Here is a 16,979-nt window from a genome sequence, read left to right on the forward strand (position 1 = left end):
CTGATCCTATCGCGCCCAAAGAACAGGGAGAACGGTCATGTCGGACAGCAACCCGGTTTCCACCCCGCCCGGCATCGCCGATCGGGCCAAGGCGATCATCCTGCGCCCCAGGGACGAATGGCCGCTGATCGAGGCCGAACCGGCCAGCATCGGCAGCATCTATACCGGCTATGCCATGATCCTGGCGGCGATCCCGCCGCTCGCGACCCTGATCGGCGGACAGGTCTTTGGCCATGGCCTGTTCGGCATTAGCTGGCGCCCGCCGCTGATCGGCGCGATCGGCATGGCGATCGCCCATTATGTCCTGTCGCTGATCGGGCTGGCCGTGCTGGCGATCATCATCAACTTCCTCGCCCCCAGTTTCGGCGGCCAGCGCGACAAGCTCAAGGCGTTCAAGATTTCCGCCTATTCGGCGACCGCCGGCTGGCTGGCCGGCATCTTCTCGCTGCTGCCGGGCCTTGGCATGCTCGGCCTGCTCGGGCTTTACAGCCTCTATCTCCTCTATCTCGGCCTGCCGCGCCTGATGAAGGTGCCAGAGCAGAAGGCGCTGCCCTACACCATCGTCACCATGGTCGCGGGCGCGCTGCTCTTCATCCTCGCCAGCCTGCTCGCCATGCCGTTCAGCGGCCTGCCGGGTGGCCATGCCGGGCCGGATGAGGTGGGCGGTGAGATCTCCGTGCCGGGCATCGGCAAGATCGACGTCGACAAGATGGACGCCGCCATCAAGCAGATGGAACAGGCCGCCAAGCGGATGGAGGAAGCGACCAAGAATGGCCGCTCCGCCGCGATCGCGCCCGATGTGCTGCAGGCGCTGCTGCCCGAGAAGATCGGCCGCTTCACCCGCACCGAGATTGAGAGCAGCGGCATGTCCGCCGGCGCCCATGCCTCCGCCCGCTACCGTGCCGGCGACGACGAGATCGAGCTGGAGGTGAACGACATCGCGGTGGCCGGTGCCTTTGCCGGGATCGGCGCGGCACTCAACGTCCAGTCGAACCGCCAGACCGCCAGCGGCTATGAGCGCACCCAAACGATCGACGGCCGCATCGTCACCGAGGAATGGGACAAGGACAGCCGTCACGGCAAATATGCGACTACGCTGGCCGACCGCTTCATGGTCGAGGCGGAGGGCACCGTCGCCGATATCGGGGAGCTCAAGGCCGCAGTGAACGCGCTCGATCTCGACCGACTGAGCGCGCTCGCCGCAAAATAGGCAATGTCATGAGGTCGCCCGCGTAACGAATTGCCAAGCTATCGGGCCTAGGTTAGGCGCCACCATGCGTTTATCCACGATCACCAACTGGGCCTATGGGGCCACCGTCCTGCTCACCTTGGCGTCGGGCACGACGATGCTGTTCGCGTCCGGCGCGGAACAGCGCGAACGCGCCGCGGTCGCCCAGCGCGCCAGTTTCGACCAGTTGACCTCCACCCTGGAGGAGGATGTCTATCGCCTGACCGAGCAGGCGCGCGGCTATGTGATTTCGGGCGATCCCAGCCATCTGGTCGTCTATCGCCGCGAGAAGGAAGCGCTGCGTTCCGTCGAGGATCGCATCCAGCATCTGAAGGATGCCGGCGCCAACGAGAATGAACTGAATGCGCTGCGCCAGGCGATCCAGTGGTCCGATGCCCTCTCCGACGAGCAGGATGTCGCGATCAAGGCGGCACAGTCGGGCGATGACAAGACCGCCCGCACCATCCTCTTCGGCGACGAATATGGCCGCGAACTGGACCGGGTGGCGGCACAGGTCGGCCGCTTCCAATATATGCTGGACCATCGCACCGACACGGCAGTGCAGGGCGCGACCGATAGCGCGCGCCAGTGGCGGACCATGTCGGAAATCATGCTGGGCGTCACCGCCCTGCTGTTCCTGTGCGTCCTCTATTTCGTACTCAAGCAGCGCATCCTGCATCCCGTCGTGCGGCTGAGCGATGTCGTCACCCGCCTTGCCGCACAGGATTTCGCCGCGATCCCGCCCGACTTCCCGCAGGTGGACGAGATTGGCGACATGGCGCAGGCGATCCGTATTTTCCGTGAAAATGGCCTGGAGCGGCAACGGCTGGAACAGGAGCGCGATGTCGATCGAACCATGCGCGACCTGTTGTCGCGCATGACCCAGCGGCTGCAGGGCTGCGACAATACATCCGATCTGGTCGAAGTGGTGCGCCGCTTCACCCCGGAAATCACGCCCGACTTCCCCGGCCGCCTCTATATCCACGACATTCGCCGCAACATGATGCTGCAGGCTTGCGACTGGCTCGATCCCAAACAGTCGCGCAATGATTTCCCTGCCTCGGCCTGCTGGGCACTGCGACGCGGCCAGGTCCACAAGCCGCGCGGCGAGATGGTCGACATTGCCTGCGAGCATCTGGAAGGCGAAACCGCCGTCCCGACCATCTGCATCCCGCTGGCGGCACAGGGGGAAAGCATCGGCCTGCTCTATTTCGAACAGACCCGCGAGATGGACGCCGAATATCTCGATCGGGCGGAAAAATATCTGGAGATGTTGGCGGAGAATATCGGCCTGGCCCTCGCCAATCTGCGCCTGCGCGACGCGCTGCGTGAAATGGCGATGGCCGACGCACTGACCGGCCTGCCCAACCGCCGCCATTTCGACGCCATGTTCGAGGCGCTGGTGGACGAGGCGGAACGCAACCATGCCCCGCTCGCCTGCCTGATGGTCGACATCGACCATTTCAAGCGGTTCAACGACAGCTATGGCCATGATGCCGGCGACGCGGTGCTGCGCGCGGTTGGTGCGGTGCTGGGCGACTCGCTGCGCGAACAGGGCTTTGCCTTCCGCCTGGGCGGCGAGGAATTCGTGCTGCTGATGCCCGGCTTCACGCTGGAGCAGGCGCTCGCCCGATCCGCCCAGATCCAGCAGCGCATCCGCGACCTGCGGGTCGAGCATCGCGGTCAGGAACTGGGGCCGATCACCGCCTCCTTTGGCCTCGCCGCCTGGCCCGACCATGGCGCCGCCGTCCGACTAGTCACCACCGCCGACGCCGCGCTGCTGCGTGCCAAGGGCGAGGGCCGCGACCAGATCATGGTCGCGACCGCGCGCGAGGGGCTTTTACCGGGCTGACGCCTCTTCCAGCCGCCCCTCGTGCAGGCGGACCACCCGGTCCATCTTTTCCGCCAGCCGCTCATTATGGGTGGCGACCAAAGCTGCCGATCCTTCGCCCCGCACCAGGCGCAGGAATTCGGCCAGCACCACGTCGGCAGTGCGCTCGTCCAGATTGCCGGTCGGCTCGTCCGCCAGCACCAGCGCCGGGCGATTGGCCAGCGCGCGGGCGACCGCGACGCGCTGCTGCTCGCCGCCCGACAACTGGCTCGGCCGATGGTCGAGCCGATGGCCCAGCCCCAGCGCCGTCAGCAGCGATTCCGCGCGGGTCCGCGCCGCGTCCATGGTCGCGTCCTTGATCACCTGCGGCAGCACGACATTCTCGGTCGCGTTGAAATCGGGCAACAGGTGGTGGAACTGATAGACGAAGCCCAGCGCATCACGGCGCAGGCGGGTGCGCCCGTCATTGTCGAGCTTGGCGGCTTCCTCGCCAGCGATGCGGATCGATCCGTCGAACCCGCCTTCCAGCAGGCCGACCGCCTGCAACAGCGTCGACTTGCCCGAGCCCGAGGGGCCGAGCAGCGCGACGATCTCGCCCGGCCCGACCGTCAGGTCGACGCCGCGCAGCACGTCGATCGTGACCCCGCCCTGGGTGAAGCTGCGGGACAGGCCGCTGACCTTGAGGACATCATTCATAGCGCAGCACCTGGACAGGATCGGTATTGGCGGCCTTGAAGGCCGGATAGAGGGTAGCGAGGAAGCTGAAGACCAGCGCCATCAGACAGATAATCACGATCTCGACCGGATCGGGCTTGGACGGCAATTCGGTCAGGAATCGGATCGAGGGATCCCACAGATTCTGCCCTGTCACGAACTGGATCACATTTACCACGCTCTGGCGGAAGAAGAGGAAGGTGAAGCCCAAAATCATGCCGGCGACCATGCCCAGCGTGCCGATGGTCACGCCGACGGTCATGAAGATCTTCACCAGTCCGCTCCGGCTCGCGCCCATGGTGCGCAGGATCGCGATGTCGCGCGTCTTGGCGCGCACCAGCATGATCAGCGAGGAGAGGATGTTGAACACCGCGACCAGCACGATGATCGACAGCACAACGAACATCGCCACCCGCTCGACCGCCAGCGCCTCGAACAGGCTGGCATTCATCTGGCGCCAGTCCTGCACCACGGCGCGACCGGCAACTTTCGCCGCCAGCGGCTCCAGGATCGACCCGACCCTGTCGGCATTGACCGTTTCGACCTCGATCATGCTGACGACATCGCCCAGCAGCAGCAGCGTCTGTGCATCCTCGATCGGCATGACCACGAAGGCCTTGTCATAATCATAGACGCCGACCTCGAAGATCGCCGCCACCTGATAGGAAATCTGGCGGGGAATGGTGCCGAACGGCGTCGATCGGCCCGCCGGGTTCATGATGCTGATATGATCGCCGACCTGAATGCCCAGATTTTCGGCCAATCGCACGCCGATGCCGACCTTCTCGCTATTGGCGGTCAGCGCGTTGAGATCGCCCGCCACGATCTTGCCCTTGAGCGTCGTGTTGCTGCGAATGTCGGGCACGGTCATGCCGCGCACCAGCACGCCTTCCACCCGGCCCTGATAGCTGCCGAGCAGGGGCTGCTCGATCAGCGGGGTCGCGCTGGTGACGCCCGGCGTCGCCTTCGCTTCCTTCAGCACATCGCGCCAGTCGGGCAGGCGCCCGCCATAGCCCTGCACCACGGCATGGCCGTTGAGGCCGACAATCTTGTCGAACAGCTCCGCGCGAAACCCGTTCATGACGCTCATGACGATGATGAGCGCGGCGACTCCGAGCATGACCGCGGCCAGGCTGATGCCGGCGACGAGGAAGATGAAGCCTTCCCCCTTGCCCGGCAGCAAATAGCGCTTGGCGATCATGCGTTCGTAGCGGGATAGAATCATGGTGGCGCGAATGGCCCTTCTGGTAGTGATGCGGCCGGTCTAGCAGGCTGAGCCTTAACGGCAAGGATTGCGGAATTGTTGCACGCGGGACACAGGCCGATACAGAAAATCACAGAGCCCGGATTTTGCCCGTGACAGCAGGCTGCGCCAGTCATAGCAAGGCTCCCGAGGCACAGGCAAAAGGCCGTGGTTCAGGGATACTGCTTCCCACTTCAAGCTTAGGGGGCTGAGAAGTCGGTAGAGGCAGGCCAAGGGGGAGACGAGCAATCGTCCATTAAGTGCCCGGATCGCGAAAGCGGCCCGGGCACTTTTTTGTTCAGCGACTCTTGGGCCCTCTTCCCGCTTAACTTCGCACATTTCCCGCACATCTTGGCATTTTCGGATTCAAGACGGAAATTTTGTTACGCTTCCGTCCATTTTCCGTGCCCTCTTCTCGCCAGTCTATCGCCTGCGGGCGCTGTAGGACAGGCGGCGCGATGCTTCGCCCTGCCCCCTCTTGAACAACGCAAAGAGCCAACCATATCAATCCCGTCCGGCCGCCACATGGGGCCGGGCGCAAGCATAGGCCGGACGCCGAAGACCGGGTCCGGCAGGATCATTTTGCTCTGTTGGAGATTATGAGCATGCGTGGTTTCGACCTTACCCCCTATCGCCGCTCGACCGTCGGCTTCGATCGTCTGTTCGACCTGATCGAGAATAATGCCCGTCTGGCGCAGGGCGACAATTACCCGCCCTTCAACATCGAACGCCTGGCCGAGGACCGCTATCGCGTGACCCTGGCCGTCGCCGGCTTCCGTCCCGAGGAAATCGACATCACCGCCCAGCAGAATCTGCTCCAGGTGATCGGCCGCAAGGATGAGACCAACGCCGACCGTTCCAAGTTCCTGCATGTCGGCATCGCCAATCGCAGCTTCGAGCGCCGCTTCGAACTGGCCGATTTCGTCCGCGTCGAAAAGGCGGACCTAGCCGACGGCCTGCTGGTGATCGAACTGGTGCGCGAAGTGCCCGAAGCGATGAAGCCCAAGAAGATCGCCGTGAATGGCGGCCATCTGGTCGACATCAACAAGGATCGCGACGCCGCCTGATCCGGCCATCCGAAACAAGCACAGGGCGCGACCGCAAGGTTGCGCCCTTCTTGCTGCCCGCCGTTCAGCGAACCTGTTGCGGCGGCGGCATCGGTATCGCGCTGATCGCGACATTGCCGAACATCACCAGCCCCGCGACGATCATCAGCATCCCGCGCTTGCGGTCGCCGCGCTTCGCGATCGCGTAAATTCCCCCGCCGGTCAGCAGGATACCCGCCAGCATCAATATCGAAAGGATCATCCCCGCCATGGGCCAGTCCATAGGCGCCTAGCTGGACTGTGGCAATTGGCGGCCCATGCCCCTATGAGGCGCGCAGAAACGAATCACCCCAAGCCGCAGGGGAACGCACCCATGAAAATCGCCATCGCTTCCGATCATGCCGCCGTCGACCTGAAGGCCGAACTTGCGCAATGGTTGCGCGACGAGGGCCATGAGGTCGCCGACCTCGGCCCGGCCACCGCCGACCGCGTCGATTATCCCGATTTTGGTTACAAGCTCGCGACCGCCGTCGCATCGGGCGAAGCGGAACGCGGCATCGCGCTCTGCGGTTCGGGCATCGGCATCTCGATCGCCGTCAATCGCAACCCGGCCTGCCGCTGCGCCCTGGTCGGCGAACCGCTGTCGGCTGCGCTGTCGCGCGAGCATAACGACGCCAATGTGCTGGCCATTGGTGCGCGCCTGACCGGCGTCGACATGGCCAAGGCCTGCGTCACCGCCTTCCTCACCACCGAGTTCGGCGGTGGCCGCCATGCCGGCCGCGTCGAGAAACTGTCCCAGCCCGCGCTCTGAAAGGACTTGAGATGAGCACCGAAACCCTCACCCAGCCCACCCTGTCGGACATTCGTTCGGAAGGCTATTTCACCGCAGGCCTCGCCGCTGCCGATCCGGCCGTATTCGCCGGCGTCGCCCAGGAACTGAAGCGCGAGCAAACCCAGATCGAGCTGATCGCGTCGGAAAATATCGTGTCGCAGGCCGTGCTCGAAGCGCAGGGCAGCGTCTTCACCAACAAATATGCCGAAGGCTATCCGGGCAAGCGCTATTATCAGGGCTGCGCCCCGTCGGACGTGGTGGAACAGCTCGCCATCGACCGCGCGAAGCAGCTGTTCGGCTGCCAGTTCGCCAACGTCCAGCCCCATTCGGGCGCGCAGGCCAATGGCGGCGTGATGCTGGCGCTGGTCAAGCCCGGCGAAACCATCATGGGCCTGTCGCTCGACGCCGGTGGTCACCTGACCCACGGTTCCAAGCCCAGCATGTCGGGCAAGTGGTTCAACGCCGTGCAATATGGCGTGCGCGAAGACACCCATCTGATCGACTATGACGCGGTCGAGGCCCAGGCGATCGAATGCCAGCCCAAGCTGATCATCGCCGGCGGCAGCGCCTATCCGCGCCAGATCGACTTCGCCCGCTTCCGCGCGATCGCGGACAAGGTCGGTGCGCTGTTCATGGTCGACATGGCCCATTTCGCCGGCCTGGTCGCCGGTGGCGCCCACCCCTCGCCCTTCGGCCATGCCCATGTCGTGACCACCACCACGCACAAGACGCTGCGTGGTCCGCGCGGCGGCATGATCATGACCGATGACGAGGCGATCGCGAAGAAGATCAATTCGGCGATCTTCCCCGGCCTTCAGGGCGGCCCGCTGATGCATGTCATCGCCGCCAAGGCTGTCGCCTTCGGCGAAGCGCTGCAGCCCGAATTCAAGACCTATGCCCAGGCGATCGTCACCAATGCGAAGGCACTGGCCGGCAAGCTGGAGCAGCGCGGCCTGGCCGTGGTCTCGGGCGGCACCGACACCCACCTCGCCCTCATCGACCTGCGCCCCTATGGCATTTCGGGCAAGGACGCGGACGAGGCGCTGGAGCGCAGCTTCATCACCTGCAACAAGAATGGCGTGCCGGGCGATCCGCTGCCGCCGACCAAGACCAGCGGCATCCGCGTCGGTTCGCCGGCCGGCACCACCCGCGGCTTCGGCGTCGCCGAGTTCGAGGATATCGGTGACATGATCGCCGACGTTCTGGAAGGCCTGCGCGACAGCCAGGCTTCTGGGGGCGAACATGGCGACGCCGCCGTCGAAGCCAGCGTCCGCGAACGTGTCGCCGCGCTCTGCGCCCGCTTCCCCATCTATCAGGGGTAAGCCCGCTTGCGCTGCCCTTTCTGCGCCCATGAGGACAGCCAGGTGAAGGACAGCCGGCCGACGGAGGATGGCAATGCCATTCGCCGTCGCCGGCAGTGCGAAGCCTGCGGCGCGCGCTTCACCACCTTCGAGCGCATCCAGTTGCGCGACATCTGGGTGGTGAAGAGCGAAGGCCGCAAGGAAGCGTTCGAGCGCGACAAGCTGGCCCGCTCCATCGGCATCGCCTGCCGCAAGCGGCCGATCGACCCGAGCCGGATCGAGAAGCTGATTTCGGGCATCCAGCGCCAGCTGGAAACCAGCGGCGAAAGCGAGATCCCGGCGCGATCGATCGGCGAGATGGTGATGGAAGGGCTGAAACGCCTCGACAGCGTCGCCTATATCCGCTTCGCCAGCGTCTACAAGGACTTCACCGACGCCCGCGACTTCGAGGATTTCGCCAGCACGGTGAAGGAGGTCGGGAGTGAGTAAAATCACTCTCGCCCGCAGGACCAAGGTCCGTTCGGTTCGAGCTTGTCGAGAACCGCGCGCGCAATGAGTTTCTGGGTCTATATCCTGCGCTGCTCCGACGGGAGCTATTATACCGGTCACACCGATGACCTGGAGCGCCGGATAGCCCAGCATCAAAGCGGCGCCATTGCCGGCTACACGCACGACCGACGTCCGGTCGAATTGGTTTTCAGCGAGACATTTCCTGATCGGATTGACGCCCTGGAGCGCGAACATCAGATCAAGGACTGGTCCCGCAAGAAGAAGGAAGCCCTGATAAGGGGAGATTGGAAAGCGGTCTCGGATGCTGCGCGTTCTCGACCACGGGTCTCGGCTTCGCTCGACCCTGGCTCGAACCGAACGGAAGCGGAGGCGGCTCAGCCCCTACTCAGGACGAACGGAAATATGACTGACACCTCCCCCCTCCCCCCCGTCATCGTCCTGGTCCGCCCGCAACTGGGCGAGAATATTGGCAAGGCGGCGCGCGCAATGCTGAATTTCGGGCTGACCGAGATGCGGCTTGTTTCCCCGCGCGACGGCTGGCCCAATCCCGATGCCGGTCCGGCGGCGGCTGGCGCGGACTTCATCCTGGACAAGGCACAGGTCTATGAGACGCTGGCCGATGCGGTCGCCGACTGCGCCCATGTCTATGCCACCACCGTGCGCAAGCGCGGCGTCACCAAGCCGGTGGTCACACCCGAGGAAGCCGCGCAGGAAATCCATGCCGCGCAGGGCCGCTGCGCCTATGTGTTCGGGCCGGAACGGTCGGGGCTGGAGACCGAGGATGTCGCGCTCGCCCGCAAGATCCTGACCGTGCCGATCAATCCGGAATTCGGCTCGCTGAACCTCGCCCAGGCGGTGATCCTGTGCGCCTATGAATGGTCCAAGCAAGCCAATCTGACACAGCCGACCGTGACCGAGCTGGGCGAGCCCGCGCCGCAGGAGGAGCTGGAAGGCATGATCCTGCAGCTGAACACGCTGTTGGAGAAGGTCGGCTATTTCTTCCCGCCCGACCGCGCACCCGCGACCAAGCTGACGCTGCGCAACCTGCTTACCAAGCCGGGCTGGAACCATCTGGAGGTGCGCACGCTCCGCGGCGTGCTGTCGCACCTCAACCGACCGCGCGAGCGCTGACCTCTTAGCCGCGCGTCCGGTCGAACTCGGCCATCTCATAGGCGATCGAGGCTTCAACCAGCTGCTCCCACAGGTCCGCGATCACGTCGCCGGGCGCGCCCAGGCGCTCGGCCTCCGCGCGGGCATTGTCGATCACCTGGCGCTTGCGCGCCTCGTCGCGCACGGCGCCACGATCAGGCTTGATGCGGGCGGCGGCGCGCATATGAGCAAAACGCTGGTCAAGCAGGGCGACGAGCTGGCGGTCGAGGGCGTCGACACCGGCGCGCACCTCGGTCATGCTGGTATAGTCTTCGGGCTTCATGGCCGCCGGATTAGGCCGCGCTCCGCCGGCTGTCGAGGCCCCAGTGCCGACAGATGTCTGCGCTTGACATAAGAACCGACCTTCTTCATAGGCGCGCCTTCGCGATTGGCCCCGCATCCCGGTGAAGCGGCGGCCCTGTCCCTGAAATATGGAAACAGGCGATGACCGGGAAGCCTTCGTCCTCCGCTTGCTGCGGACCTCGGTTCATCGGATCCGGAGGGCGGATAACGTAGTATGCAGTTGTAAGGAATTAGGTATGTCGAAGCGCTCTAGCGCCAAGTACAAGCTCGACCGTCGCATGGGCGAGAACATCTGGGGTCGCCCGAAGAGCCCGGTCAACAAGCGCGAATATGGCCCCGGTCAGCACGGCCAGCGCCGCAAGGGCAAGATGTCGGACTACGGCATCCAGCTGCGCGCCAAGCAGAAGCTGAAGGGCTATTACGGCGACATCACCGAGAAGCAGTTCAAGAAGAACTATTTCGAAGCCAGCCGCATGAAGGGCGACACCGGCCAGAACCTGATCGGTCTGCTGGAGCGCCGCCTGGACGCCGTCGTGTACCGCGCCAAGTTCGCGCCGACCATCTTCTCGGCGCGTCAGATCGTTTCGCACGGCCACATCTATGTGAACGGCGTGAAGTGCAACATCGCCTCGCGTCTGGTGAAGCCGGGCGACGAAATCACCCTGGGCAAGAAGGCGCAGGAAATGGCGCTGGTTCTCGAAGCGCAGAGCCTGCCCGAGCGTGACATCCCCGACTATGTCGCCCCCGACGGCGCCACCAAGGTCACCTATGTCCGCGTTCCGACGCTGGACGAAGTGCCCTACCCGGTGAAGATGGAACCGAATCTGGTCGTCGAATTCTATTCGCGCTAATCGGTCCTTCCGGACAGAAATTGGAGAAGGGCGGCCCCGCAAGGGACCGCCCTTTTCTTTTGGCCTTTTTCCTTGGCCATTTTCCTGCCCCTCGCCTCGCATGGCCACAGGCCAAAAAAAGGGAGGCTCGAAGCCTCCCTTTTCCTCTACCTATTTCCCCGCCTGCAACAGGAAATCTGCACTCTGCTGAAGCATGTCGGCCCGCGCATCGCTGTCGTTCAGCCCGTGGGTCAGGCCGTCATAGACGACCAGCCGGCTGCGCTTGCCCGCACCTTCCAGCTTGGACTGCATCGCACGCGCCTGGCTGATGTCGACATTGCCATCGTCGGTCCCATGGAACATCAATACCGGCGCACGGAATTCAGCGGCATGGTTGATCGGCGATGCGTCCGCTGCATCGCTGCCGGTGCCCATGCGCTGCTGCTGCAACAGATAATCGGCGTTATATTGCGACCGGCGGATACGGTCGGCAAAGTCGGTCACCGGCGCGATCGCTACCACCGCCTTGAACAATTGGGGATCGATCGCCTGCGCCTGCAGCGCCGCATAGCCACCATAGGACCAGCCCGCGATGGTCAGCTTCACGGGATCGGCGATCCCCTCCGCCACCAGCCAACGCCCAGCATCGACGATATCGCCGATCGCCGTCCGCCAGGACCGATAGCCATTTTGCATAAGCCATTGCTCGCCGAAACCGGCCGACCCGCGAAACTGCGGCTGGATCACGGCAAAGCCACGCGCGGCATAATATTGCGAGAGCCAGTCGAAGCCCCATTCATCACGCGATTCCGGCCCGCCATGCGGCATCACGATCGCCGGCAGCCCTTTCGCGCTATCCTTGCCCGGCGGCAGGGTCAGATAGGCGGGGATGACCGTGCCGTCCGACGCCTTGTAGGAAATCGACTTCATCTGAGCCAAGGTCTGCCCTGCCAGTTCCGGGCGATCGGGCATCACCGGCGACAATTTCTTGGCGGTGCGATCGAACAGATAATATTGGCCCGGATCAGTATCGCTGCCGGCCCAGACCAGAACGCGCTGCCGATCCTGGCTCATGTCGCCAATATAGACCGCCTTGCCGCCCAGCGCCTTGCCGAGCGACGCCACCAGAGCCTTCACCTGCTCGTCGAAATAGACGACCTCGCCATGATCCTCACTGAACCCCGCCCCAACCACGTGGCGATCGCGGCCGACCTGCACCAGACTGGTAACATCGACGTTCGGATGGGCATATACGACCTTTTTCTCGAGGCCTGGGTTGAGCGCGATACTGACGAGCGCCTGCCGACCATCAACCTGCTCCAGGCCATAGGCAATATCCTTGTCCGCATCGACGGCGAAGGGGACAAAACCGGTGCGATCGCGCATGTCATAAACACTCAGGCTACTCCAATCATTCTTGCCCTTGGAACGATAGAGATAACGGAATGTGCCCTTGGCATAACCCGACCCCTTATTCTCCTGGAGGCCAATGACCCGAACGGCGCCACGACCGTCCGATATATAATCAAAGGCCAACGGCTGAGGCTGTTCGATGCGCTTGGTTCCACCGGTGCGGGTATCGACACGATCGACGCCAAGCCCCTGCAGCTTCTGATCAATCAGGCTGCCAACCTTTGCTTCGGGGACATAGGATCGGGTCATCAGCACCGATCCTTCCTCACCCGCCGTCAGGTCGATGATCTCGCCGCCGCGCAGGTCGAAATCTAAGGCATTTTCACCATGCCGCTTGCTGAGCGGGCGAACATTGCCGCCGGCTGCATCGACCGCGAAGATGCTGCTGAAGCCATAGACATCGTCGCCGACTCGGCTTTCTCCGCCGATGGTGCAGGCCAGCCGATCGTTCGAAGCCCAGTTGCAACGATACAGATATTCCGGCTTCCCGCTCGCGCCGGCGACCACCTTGGGTTCCGCACCTTCCTGCGCATTGAGCACATAGGTGCGGGTCGTTCGCCCTGCGCCAGCCGTGACCAGCGCAATCTTCTGCCCGTCCGGCGACAGGCTGGCCGAAATCACAGTTTCGCGCGCGCCAAAGGCCTTGGCCAGCGCATCCGGCTCGGCATGGGCGATGGCCGACAGCGAACAGAAACCCATCAGCGCGCCCAGGCGCACCGTGCTTGCAACATAATTCATTCTGGAAAAACGCTCCCCCAAAATTCCCCGGCCCGATTGCTAACCAAGTGCGACAAATGTGACAATCGGCATTTCTTGCCCTCGGCCCATCGCAGTGGCATCAGGCGCATTCCATAAAGACAAGGGTTCCTTCCATGCGCAGCTCCGTCGCGGCGATCGCCGCCGTTCTCGCCCTTTCCGCTCCCGCCCTGACGCCCGCCGTCGCGCTGGCCGCCCCGGCCGCCAAGAGCGACGCCGCCCCCTCGATCGACATGATGAAGCGGCTGGTGAAGGAGCTTTCGTCCGACGCTTACGAGGGCCGCGCGCCCGGCACCGTGGGCGAGGAGAAGACGCTGGCGCTGCTGACCGCCGAGTTCGAGAAGCTGGGCCTCAAGCCCGGTAACAAGGGCAGCTGGTTCCAGGACGTGCCGCTGGTCGAGATCACCGCCAAGAACGTCTCCGCCTTGAGCTTCACCGGTGGCAAGGCCCCGATCACCGCCGCCTATGGTCCCGAGATGGTGATCGGCACCTATCGCACCACCCAGCCCCGGATCGAGGTAAAGGACAGCCCGGTCGTGTTCGTGGGCTATGGCATCAACGCCCCGGAAAAGGGGTGGAACGACTATGCCGGCCTGGACGTGAAGGGCAAGACGGTGCTGATCCTGGTCAATGACCCGGATTATCAGACGCCGGGCCTGACCGGTCCGTTCAATGGCCGCGCCATGACCTATTATGGCCGCTGGACCTATAAGTTCGAGGAAGCCGCGCGCCAGGGCGCCGCCGCCGCGATCATCATCCACGACACCGAACCGGCCGCCTATGGCTGGAACGTCGTCCAGTCGAGCTGGACCGGGTCACAGCATGTCGCCGACAATCCGGGCGGCAATGCCGACCAGTCGGCCGCGATCGGCTGGATCCAGAAGGACAAGGCCGCCGCCCTGTTCGCCGACGCCGGCCTCAACCTCGATCAGCAGATGGCCGCCGCCAAGCAGAAGGGCTTCAAGGCCGTGCCGCTGGGCGCGATCAAGGCCAATGTCTCGTTCGACAATGACCTGCGCAAGCATGCGTCGAAGAATGTCGTCGCCCTGCTGCCGGGCAAGACCAGGCCCGACGAATATGTGCTTTACAGCGCCCATTGGGATCATCTGGGCCATTGCCAGGCCGCGCCCGACGGCGACGATATCTGCAACGGCGCGGTCGACAATGCCACTGGCACCGCCGCGCTGGTCGCGCTGGCCCAGGCCAATGTGAAGGCCGGCCCGTCCGACCGCAGCCAGGTGTTCCTGGCCGTCACCGGTGAGGAATCGGGCCTGCTGGGTTCGGCCTATTATGGCGACAACCCGGTCTTCCCGTTCAGCAAGACCGTCGGCGGCGTCAACATGGATGCCTTGAGCGTCGCGGGCCTCGCCAAGAATGTCGTCGTCATCGGCAAGGGCAAGTCGCAGCTCGACGCCTATCTCGACCGCGCGCTGGGTGCGCAGGGCCGCGTCGCGACGCTCGAACCGACCCCGGAAAAGGGCTATTATTACCGTTCCGACCATTTCAGCTTCGCCAAGCATGGCCTGCCGATGCTCTATTTCGAGGGCGGCGAGGATCTGGTGAAGGGCGGCACCGCCGCCGGCATGGCCGCAGCCGAGGATTATACCGAGCACCGTTATCACGGCCCCAAGGACGAATATGATCCCAACTGGGACTGGACCGGCGTCGCCGCCGACCTGAAGCTCTATTATGATGTCGGCCGCGCGCTCGCCAACACCACCGACTGGCCCAACTGGGTCGATGGCGACGAATTCCGCGCCATCCGCGACAAGGACCGCGCGGGCAAATAAGCATCGTCAAGGCCGGCGACAGCATGGGGACGCTGTCGCCGGCCTTTCATCTTCGGGGCTATAAGGGGGATCATGACCCAGAAATTCGACCGGCGCATGTTGCCGATCACATCGGCCATGGCGGCGGCCCTGCTCGCCACCGGCTGCTCGCGCAGCCCCGACACGGCCGACCGCGACGTGCGTGTGTGCCGCGACGCGCAGGAGCGCCGGGTCGAGGACCGCAATTGCAGCTGGGGCGGCAGCGGTGGCGGTCATGGCTGGTATTATCTGGGCCGGGGCAGCGCAGTCGCGCGCGTGGGCGAACGGGTGAGCGGCGGATCGATCGCGCCTTCCTATGGCCATAGCTACAGCCCGGCATCCTCGGCCAATGTGACGCGCGGCGGCCTTGGCCTGTCGGGGCGCAGCGGCCACAGCTGATGGAACGGATCGCCTGCACGCCGCGCCCGCACTGGCAGGCCCGCGTCGAGCATCTGGGCCTGGTCTGGCATGGCGCCGATGCCCAGCCCTATTGGGATGAAAGCGCCTGCTATCGCTTCAGCCCGGACGAGATCGCGGAGATCGAGCAGGCGACCGCCGAACTCTATCGCCTGTTCCTCGCCGCCGGCCAGCATGTGCTGGATCAGGATCTGCTCGGCAGCTTCGGCATTCCCGATTTCTGTCATCAGGCGATCCGCGAGGCGTGGGACGGCGAGCCGGCCGCGCTCAACTATGGCCGCTTTGACCTCGGCTATGACGGCAGCGGTCCGCCCAAATTGTTCGAGTTTAACTGCGACACGCCGACCAGCCTACTGGAAGCATCGGTGATCCAGTGGGACTGGAAGGAGGCCGTCTTTCCCGCCGCCGACCAGTTTAACAGCCTGCACGAGCGGCTGGTCGACCGCTGGCGCGCCATCGCCCCGCCGCGTGGCACGTCGATGCTGCACCTCACCTATGTCGACGGCAATATGGGCGAGGATGCCGTGACCGTCGCCTATATGGCCGACACGGCGCGCGAAGCGGGCATCGACACCCAGTTGATCCAGACCCCGCAACTGGGATGGGACCATCAGCGCCGCCGCTTCGTCGATCTCGACAATCGGCCGATCGACGCCCTGTTCCACCTCTATCCCTGGGAATGGATCGTCCACGAACCCTTTGGCCGGGAAGTGGTGGAAAGCCTGTCCTCCACCCTGTGGATCGAGCCGATCTGGAAGATGATCTGGAGCAACAAGGCGATCCTGCCGATCCTGTGGGATCTGTTCCCCGGCCACCCCAATTTGCTGGAGGCCAGCCGCGTCGCCATGACGGGCGACCATGTGGTGAAACCGCTGCTGTCGCGCGAGGGCGCCAATATCCGCCTCGTCCAAGATGGCGAAACGGTCGCCCAGAGCGGCGGCGACTATGGCGAGGAAGGCTTCATCTACCAGCGGCTCTATACCCTGCCCGGCGCGGGCGACCGGCGGCCGGTGCTGGGCAGTTGGGTGGTGGATGGCGACCCGGCCGGCATGGGCATTCGCGAGGATGGGCCGATCACCGGCAATGCCGCGCGCTTCGTGCCGCACATCATCGGCTGAAGGTTCAGCGCGGGTTCAGCGCCGGGAACCGACCGTGCCCCGTCCTGTAGGAGCAACGCCATGCGCATCCCCCTTGCCCTGCCCAGCCTGTTTCTGACCGCCCTCGCCCTGCCCGCCGCGCTGCCCGCGCAAATCGCGCCCAAGACAGAGCCGACCGCACCGCTCGGCCCGGTCAATGTCCGGGTCGAGCCTCGCCCCTCGGGCGACTATGAACTGGATCGCGCGCGTCAGGACATACGCGACGGACGCAAGAGCGGCACGCTCAGCAAGAAACAGGCCCGCGCGCTCCGCCGCGAGGCCGACCGCGCCGACGCCCAGGCCGATCGCAGCGCCCGCGATGGCCTCAGCTATTCCGAACAGCGCCAAATCGACATGCAAGGCCGCGCTCTCCAGAGCCTGACCGAAGCCCAGCGCAGCCAGCCGGGCGGAAAACGGCCTTAGAGGATTTTGATGTATGGGTTGGCGACGGCTTGAAGTAGT

At 64.5% G+C, this 16,979-nt stretch carries 17 protein-coding genes; 12 read left to right on the forward strand and 5 right to left on the reverse strand.

Features of this window, described 5'->3' with window-relative positions; all coding sequences use genetic code 11:
- Nucleotides 1–37 precede the first annotated feature (37 nt).
- Together ACUCV3_RS23330 and ACUCV3_RS23335 are read left to right on the forward strand one after the other, a co-directional pair.
- Nucleotides 38–1,210, forward strand: a complete 1,173-nt coding sequence (locus ACUCV3_RS23330; protein WP_482241191.1) for a Yip1 family protein — start codon at nt 38–40, stop codon at nt 1,208–1,210.
- 64 nt (nt 1,211–1,274) lie between these two features.
- Nucleotides 1,275–3,080 carry a GGDEF domain-containing protein gene (locus tag ACUCV3_RS23335; RefSeq protein WP_482241192.1) on the forward strand — a complete coding sequence of 602 codons (1,806 nt, stop codon included), beginning with the start codon at nt 1,275–1,277 and terminating at the stop codon, nt 3,078–3,080.
- Here the strand turns inward: ACUCV3_RS23335 and ACUCV3_RS23340 are convergent.
- A complete protein-coding gene (locus ACUCV3_RS23340; protein WP_004211993.1) occupies nt 3,069–3,755 on the reverse strand; it encodes an ABC transporter ATP-binding protein in 687 nt (228 codons plus the stop codon). The two genes, ACUCV3_RS23335 and ACUCV3_RS23340, sit on opposite strands and share 12 nt — an antisense overlap.
- On the reverse strand, nt 3,748–4,998 hold the full coding sequence (locus tag ACUCV3_RS23345; RefSeq protein ID WP_482241193.1) for a lipoprotein-releasing ABC transporter permease subunit: 1,251 nt from the start codon (nt 4,996–4,998) through the stop codon (nt 3,748–3,750). The genes ACUCV3_RS23340 and ACUCV3_RS23345 overlap by 8 nt, the downstream gene beginning before the upstream one ends.
- A gap of 617 nt (nt 4,999–5,615) precedes the next feature.
- Between ACUCV3_RS23345 and ACUCV3_RS23350 the strand changes: the two genes are divergently transcribed.
- On the forward strand, nt 5,616–6,083 hold the full coding sequence (locus tag ACUCV3_RS23350) for an Hsp20 family protein (protein WP_010337347.1): 468 nt from the start codon (nt 5,616–5,618) through the stop codon (nt 6,081–6,083).
- A gap of 64 nt (nt 6,084–6,147) precedes the next feature.
- Here the strand turns inward: ACUCV3_RS23350 and ACUCV3_RS23355 are convergent, their stop codons facing one another.
- Nucleotides 6,148–6,333 carry a hypothetical protein gene (locus ACUCV3_RS23355; protein ID WP_482241194.1) on the reverse strand — a complete coding sequence of 62 codons (186 nt, stop codon included), beginning with the start codon at nt 6,331–6,333 and terminating at the stop codon, nt 6,148–6,150.
- Nucleotides 6,334–6,435: 102 nt separating this feature from the next.
- Between ACUCV3_RS23355 and rpiB the strand changes: the two genes are divergently transcribed.
- The 4 genes from rpiB to ACUCV3_RS23375 all read left to right on the forward strand — a co-directional run bounded on the left by rpiB (nt 6,436) and on the right by ACUCV3_RS23375 (nt 9,836).
- Nucleotides 6,436–6,873, forward strand: a complete 438-nt coding sequence (gene rpiB, locus ACUCV3_RS23360) for a ribose 5-phosphate isomerase B (RefSeq protein WP_482241195.1) — start codon at nt 6,436–6,438, stop codon at nt 6,871–6,873.
- Nucleotides 6,874–6,884: 11 nt separating this feature from the next.
- Complete coding sequence (gene glyA, locus ACUCV3_RS23365) at nt 6,885–8,216, forward strand: serine hydroxymethyltransferase (RefSeq protein ID WP_069337793.1); 1,332 nt, start codon at nt 6,885–6,887, stop codon at nt 8,214–8,216.
- 6 nt (nt 8,217–8,222) lie between these two features.
- A complete protein-coding gene (gene nrdR / locus ACUCV3_RS23370) occupies nt 8,223–8,684 on the forward strand; it encodes a transcriptional regulator NrdR (RefSeq protein ID WP_010337343.1) in 462 nt (153 codons plus the stop codon).
- Nucleotides 8,685–8,747: 63 nt separating this feature from the next.
- Entirely contained in the window at nt 8,748–9,836 is a 1,089-nt protein-coding gene (locus tag ACUCV3_RS23375; protein WP_482241196.1) for a TrmJ/YjtD family RNA methyltransferase, read from the forward strand.
- A 4-nt stretch (nt 9,837–9,840) separates the two neighbouring features.
- Here the strand turns inward: ACUCV3_RS23375 and ACUCV3_RS23380 are convergent, their stop codons facing one another.
- Nucleotides 9,841–10,137, reverse strand: a complete 297-nt coding sequence (locus ACUCV3_RS23380) for a chorismate mutase (RefSeq protein WP_279728966.1) — start codon at nt 10,135–10,137, stop codon at nt 9,841–9,843.
- Nucleotides 10,138–10,393: 256 nt separating this feature from the next.
- On the opposite strand from ACUCV3_RS23380, the gene rpsD reads away from it, so the two are divergent.
- Nucleotides 10,394–11,008, forward strand: coding sequence for a 30S ribosomal protein S4 (gene rpsD / locus ACUCV3_RS23385; protein ID WP_004211980.1), 615 nt, complete (start codon nt 10,394–10,396; stop codon nt 11,006–11,008).
- Between the two features lie 150 nt (nt 11,009–11,158).
- On the opposite strand, the gene ACUCV3_RS23390 is transcribed toward rpsD, so the two are convergent.
- Nucleotides 11,159–13,138 (reverse strand): alpha/beta hydrolase family protein, encoded by a 1,980-nt coding sequence (locus ACUCV3_RS23390; RefSeq protein ID WP_080993706.1) that lies wholly within the window; start codon nt 13,136–13,138, stop codon nt 11,159–11,161.
- A gap of 134 nt (nt 13,139–13,272) precedes the next feature.
- On the opposite strand from ACUCV3_RS23390, the gene ACUCV3_RS23395 reads away from it, so the two are divergent.
- From ACUCV3_RS23395 to ACUCV3_RS23410, 4 genes are all read left to right on the forward strand, one after another.
- A complete protein-coding gene (locus ACUCV3_RS23395; RefSeq protein ID WP_048939184.1) occupies nt 13,273–14,946 on the forward strand; it encodes a M28 family metallopeptidase in 1,674 nt (557 codons plus the stop codon).
- Between the two features lie 72 nt (nt 14,947–15,018).
- Nucleotides 15,019–15,363 carry a hypothetical protein gene (locus ACUCV3_RS23400; RefSeq protein ID WP_048939185.1) on the forward strand — a complete coding sequence of 115 codons (345 nt, stop codon included), beginning with the start codon at nt 15,019–15,021 and terminating at the stop codon, nt 15,361–15,363.
- Entirely contained in the window at nt 15,363–16,499 is a 1,137-nt protein-coding gene (locus ACUCV3_RS23405) for a glutathionylspermidine synthase family protein (RefSeq protein ID WP_048939186.1), read from the forward strand. The genes ACUCV3_RS23400 and ACUCV3_RS23405 overlap by 1 nt, the downstream gene beginning before the upstream one ends.
- Before the next feature lie 60 nt (nt 16,500–16,559).
- Nucleotides 16,560–16,940: a hypothetical protein gene (locus ACUCV3_RS23410; RefSeq protein ID WP_482241197.1), complete on the forward strand. Its 381-nt coding sequence runs from the start codon at nt 16,560–16,562 to the stop codon at nt 16,938–16,940.
- Nucleotides 16,941–16,979: the final 39 nt, after the last annotated feature.

Source organism: Sphingobium sp. VMM (assembly GCF_056790315.1).

What these genes read in the sequence shown, in the direction of transcription:
- ACUCV3_RS23405 (WP_048939186.1), top strand. Translation starts at nt 15,363, where the DNA reads ATGGAACGGATCGCCTGCACGCCGCGCCCGCACTGGCAGGCCCGCGTC.
- ACUCV3_RS23335 (WP_482241192.1), top strand. Translation starts at nt 1,275, where the DNA reads ATGCGTTTATCCACGATCACCAACTGGGCCTATGGGGCCACCGTCCTG.
- rpiB (WP_482241195.1), top strand. Translation starts at nt 6,436, where the DNA reads ATGAAAATCGCCATCGCTTCCGATCATGCCGCCGTCGACCTGAAGGCC.
- ACUCV3_RS23395 (WP_048939184.1), top strand. Translation starts at nt 13,273, where the DNA reads ATGCGCAGCTCCGTCGCGGCGATCGCCGCCGTTCTCGCCCTTTCCGCT.
- ACUCV3_RS23350 (WP_010337347.1), top strand. Translation starts at nt 5,616, where the DNA reads ATGAGCATGCGTGGTTTCGACCTTACCCCCTATCGCCGCTCGACCGTC.
- ACUCV3_RS23380 (WP_279728966.1), bottom strand. Translation starts at nt 10,137, where the DNA reads ATGAAGCCCGAAGACTATACCAGCATGACCGAGGTGCGCGCCGGTGTC.
- ACUCV3_RS23345 (WP_482241193.1), bottom strand. Translation starts at nt 4,998, where the DNA reads ATGATTCTATCCCGCTACGAACGCATGATCGCCAAGCGCTATTTGCTG.
- ACUCV3_RS23330 (WP_482241191.1), top strand. Translation starts at nt 38, where the DNA reads ATGTCGGACAGCAACCCGGTTTCCACCCCGCCCGGCATCGCCGATCGG.
- glyA (WP_069337793.1), top strand. Translation starts at nt 6,885, where the DNA reads ATGAGCACCGAAACCCTCACCCAGCCCACCCTGTCGGACATTCGTTCG.
- ACUCV3_RS23400 (WP_048939185.1), top strand. Translation starts at nt 15,019, where the DNA reads ATGACCCAGAAATTCGACCGGCGCATGTTGCCGATCACATCGGCCATG.
- ACUCV3_RS23410 (WP_482241197.1), top strand. Translation starts at nt 16,560, where the DNA reads ATGCGCATCCCCCTTGCCCTGCCCAGCCTGTTTCTGACCGCCCTCGCC.
- ACUCV3_RS23390 (WP_080993706.1), bottom strand. Translation starts at nt 13,138, where the DNA reads ATGAATTATGTTGCAAGCACGGTGCGCCTGGGCGCGCTGATGGGTTTC.
- ACUCV3_RS23355 (WP_482241194.1), bottom strand. Translation starts at nt 6,333, where the DNA reads ATGGCGGGGATGATCCTTTCGATATTGATGCTGGCGGGTATCCTGCTG.
- ACUCV3_RS23375 (WP_482241196.1), top strand. Translation starts at nt 8,748, where the DNA reads ATGAGTTTCTGGGTCTATATCCTGCGCTGCTCCGACGGGAGCTATTAT.
- ACUCV3_RS23340 (WP_004211993.1), bottom strand. Translation starts at nt 3,755, where the DNA reads ATGAATGATGTCCTCAAGGTCAGCGGCCTGTCCCGCAGCTTCACCCAG.
- rpsD (WP_004211980.1), top strand. Translation starts at nt 10,394, where the DNA reads ATGTCGAAGCGCTCTAGCGCCAAGTACAAGCTCGACCGTCGCATGGGC.